The organism is Pseudomonas sp. GM21 (assembly GCF_000282215.1).
Taxonomy (GTDB): Bacteria; Pseudomonadota; Gammaproteobacteria; order Pseudomonadales; family Pseudomonadaceae; genus Aquipseudomonas.
Map to the genome: position 1 here is coordinate 1 of NZ_AKJS01000205.1, position 3,166 is coordinate 3,166.

A 3,166-nucleotide genomic window follows, 5' to 3' on the forward strand; every position below is an offset into this window, starting at 1 on the left:
GGCACTTCATTGGCCGTGGCGGCCGCCGAGACCAGCTCGGCATAGGGTTGCGCGGCGATCATCTGGGGCTGCTGATCGAGGCTGACGACCGCTGCGGCGGGTTCGCGAATGACCCGTTCATAGGTGCGGCCGGGACGGTGGACATTGGACAGTACATAGCTGCCCTTGGCGTCCACGGAAACGAATACATCGGCCTGTGCAACGTTGGTCAGCAGCAAACATGCGAGTAATCCAGTGGTGAGTATTTTCATTGTTCTTCCTCCCCTGGCCGGCCCCAAAAAATGGGGGTATTGCCCCAATGGCCGATCGTGAAACAGCCATACGCAAGCACTGTGCCGTAAGCCTTAAGGCCCATGGCACGGGAGGTCCGCAAGGTTGCACATGACTAAGCATCGCTGAGCATGGCAATTGCATAAGCCTTTACTGCGACCCTTCTGCCGATTGTGTGAGGTCATCATGAATCAACGTCTGTGTTGTGCCCGGCGTACTCAACGCGGGTTCACCCTGCTCGAACTGTTGGTGGTGCTGGTGGTGCTGGGGCTGTTGGCCGGTATCGTCGCGCCGAAGTATTTCGCCCAACTGGGCCGTTCCGAAGTCAAAGTCGCCAAGGCTCAAATCGAAGGACTGGCCAAGGCACTGGATCTGTATCGCCTGGAGGTCGGCCACTACCCGTCGACCGAACAGGGCTTGCAGGCGCTGGTCACCGCGCCGAGCGACGAAACCCGCTGGACGGGCCCTTACTTGCAGAAAAAATTGCCCCAGGACCCATGGGGCCGTAACTACAACTACCGCTATCCCGGCGAAAACGGTGAGTACGACTTACTGTCCATGGGCAAGGACGGTCAGCCCGGTGGCGAAGGCGAAAACGCCGAAGTCACCAGTTGGCAATAACGGGGGAAGACCATGCGCTTTCATCTCAAAGCCGTGGGCAAGGCCGGTGTGGTCTCGATGACCGTCGAGGCCCCCGGCCACAGCGAAGCCCGGCGCATCATCGAAGACCAGGGTATGCGGGTGGTCAGCCTGCATGCCGATCGGCATTGGGGTGCCTTGCGTCTGCAAAAGCGTGAGACCTTCAACCTGGTGTTGTTCAGCCAGGAACTGACCACATTGCTCAATGCGGGCCTGCCGTTGATCGATGCGCTGGAAAGCCTGGCCGAAAAAGAATCCGCGCCACAGGCCCGCAAGACCTTGAGTGAGCTGGTGCGCTTGCTTTACGAGGGCAAATCGTTTTCCCAGGCCTTGGGCCAGTTGTCGGCGGTTTTCCCGCCGTTGTACGTTGCGTTGGTGCAGTCCAGTGAAAAAACGGGTGCGGTGGGCGAAGCCCTCGGTCGCTATGTCAGCTATCGCCAGCGCATGGACGAGGTCCGGCAAAAAATCGTCAGCGCGTCGATCTACCCCATGCTGTTGCTGGTGGTGGGCGGTGGCGTGGTGTTGTTTTTGATGGGCTACGTGGTGCCGCGTTTCAGCCTGGTGTTCGAAGGTCTGGGCTCGAACCTGCCGTGGCTATCGCAAGTCCTGATGACCAGCGGGATGTTCCTCCATGCGCATCAGGGCGAATTCTTCGGCGGGTTGCTGGCGATTATCGTCGCCCTCACCTTCCTTCAACGCCAACCGGCCTTCCGCCGGGGCCTCGATCGTCTGATTGAAAAACTCCCGGCGATCCATCAACGCATCTTCATGTATGAACTGGCGCGCTTCTACCGCTCGCTGGGGATTTTACTGCAAGGCGGCATTCCCCTCGTCACGGCCATGGGCATGGTGCGTGGCCTGCTCACCGTGGCGTCCCGCACACGACTGGACGAAGCCTGCGAACGGGTGCGTGAAGGCCAATCGCTATCGGCCGCGCTTGAACTCAATCACCTGGTGACCCCGGTGTCGCTGCGCTTACTGCGCGCTGGCGAGCAGTCCGGCAACCTCGGGCAAATGATGGAGCGCAGCGCCGACTTCTACGACGAAGAAATCAGTCGCTGGCTCGAATGGTTTGTACGGCTGTTCGAACCGCTGCTCATGACCTTCATCGGCCTGTTGATCGGGGTCATCGTGATCCTGATGTACATGCCGATTTTCGAGCTCGCCTCAAGCATTCACTAAGGCTCTGGAACGGGGTTTAGCGGTGCGTTGCACTTTTTATCCACGATAAAACTGAATAAATCCGGACGCTGAGGTGTTCTTCTACTGAATCGGGTAGCACGTTGCAGTGTTCATCTACGTTCCAACCCTGAACAAGAAGACGGAGAACGACATGCACATCAACAAGCTTTTACTAGCAGTAGCTATTGGCGCGGTCTTGTCGGCGTCCACCGTATTGATACCGGACAGTCTGTCCAGTATGTCGACCGCTCAGGCCAAGGATGGTGGCAGTGGCGGCGGAGGGGGTGGCGGTAGTGGCGGTGGCGGCGGTGGCGGTGGCGGCAGCGGTGGCGGCGGCGGCAATGGCGGTGGCGGCAGCGGTGGTGGCGGCGGCAATGGCGGTGGCGGCAGCGGTGGTGGCGGCAGCGGTGGCGGCGGCAGCGGTGGTGGTGGCGGCGGCGGTGGCAGTCACGGTGGTGGCGGCAACAGCGGCGGCAGTGGTGGAAGCGGTGGCGGCGGCAGTCACGGTGGAAGCGGCAGTGGCGGCAACAGTGGCAGCGGCGGTAATAGCGGCAGCGGCCATAGTAGTAGCGACCATGGTTCGAGCCATTCCGGCAACACAGCCTCCTCCAACTCCGGGCGCAGTGGCACGCACGCCGAACCTGGCGACGATCATGGCGTTCATCGTTCCGGTGAAGTGGCCCACGACAATGGCGTCCATCGCTCCGGTGAAGTTTCCCACAACAGAAATGGCGCTCTTCGCTCCAGTGAAGTGTCCCACAACCAAAATGGCGTTCATCGCTCCAGTGAAGCGGCCCACGACAATGGTGTTCATCGCTCCGGTGAATTGGGCGATGACCGTGGTGTACACGCCAATGGCGAAGTCGGTGACGACCGTGGCGTACATGCCAACGGCGAAGTCGGCGACGACCGTGGTGTACATGCCAATGGCGAAGTTGGCGATGACAAGAGGAGCTGATAACCGCTAAACACAGCAACCCCGCAAATCCCCTGTGGGAGTGAGCCTGCTCGCGATAGCCATGGGTCATTCAACATCGATGTTGTCTGACACTGAGCCATCGCGAGCAGGCTCGCT

The 3,166-nt window shown here is 60.3% G+C and carries 4 protein-coding genes; 3 read left to right on the top strand and 1 reads right to left on the bottom strand.

Going from position 1 to position 3,166, the window contains the following annotated elements:
• A partial coding sequence (locus PMI22_RS00040; RefSeq protein ID WP_007949548.1) for a DUF4124 domain-containing protein occupies nucleotides 1-251 on the bottom strand: 251 nt, incomplete at its 3' end.
• Between the two features lie 205 nt (nucleotides 252-456).
• On the opposite strand from PMI22_RS00040, the gene gspG reads away from it, so the two are divergent.
• From gspG to PMI22_RS32305, 3 genes are all read left to right on the top strand, one after another.
• Complete coding sequence (gene gspG, locus PMI22_RS00035; RefSeq protein ID WP_007949549.1) at nucleotides 457-891, top strand: type II secretion system major pseudopilin GspG; 435 nt, start codon at nucleotides 457-459, stop codon at nucleotides 889-891.
• Nucleotides 892-903: 12 nt separating this feature from the next.
• The gene (locus PMI22_RS00030) at nucleotides 904-2,091 is read left to right on the top strand and encodes a type II secretion system F family protein (protein ID WP_007949550.1); all 1,188 of its coding nucleotides are present in this window, start codon (nucleotides 904-906) and stop codon (nucleotides 2,089-2,091) included.
• Nucleotides 2,092-2,242: 151 nt separating this feature from the next.
• Nucleotides 2,243-3,049 (top strand): hypothetical protein, encoded by an 807-nt coding sequence (locus PMI22_RS32305; RefSeq protein WP_007949552.1) that lies wholly within the window; start codon nucleotides 2,243-2,245, stop codon nucleotides 3,047-3,049.
• Nucleotides 3,050-3,166: the final 117 nt, after the last annotated feature.

Excerpts from the sequence above, each read along its gene's own strand:
- gspG (WP_007949549.1), top strand. The coding sequence starts at position 457 with ATGAATCAACGTCTGTGTTGTGCCCGGCGTACTCAACGCGGGTTCACC.
- PMI22_RS00030 (WP_007949550.1), top strand. The coding sequence starts at position 904 with ATGCGCTTTCATCTCAAAGCCGTGGGCAAGGCCGGTGTGGTCTCGATG.
- PMI22_RS32305 (WP_007949552.1), top strand. The coding sequence starts at position 2,243 with ATGCACATCAACAAGCTTTTACTAGCAGTAGCTATTGGCGCGGTCTTG.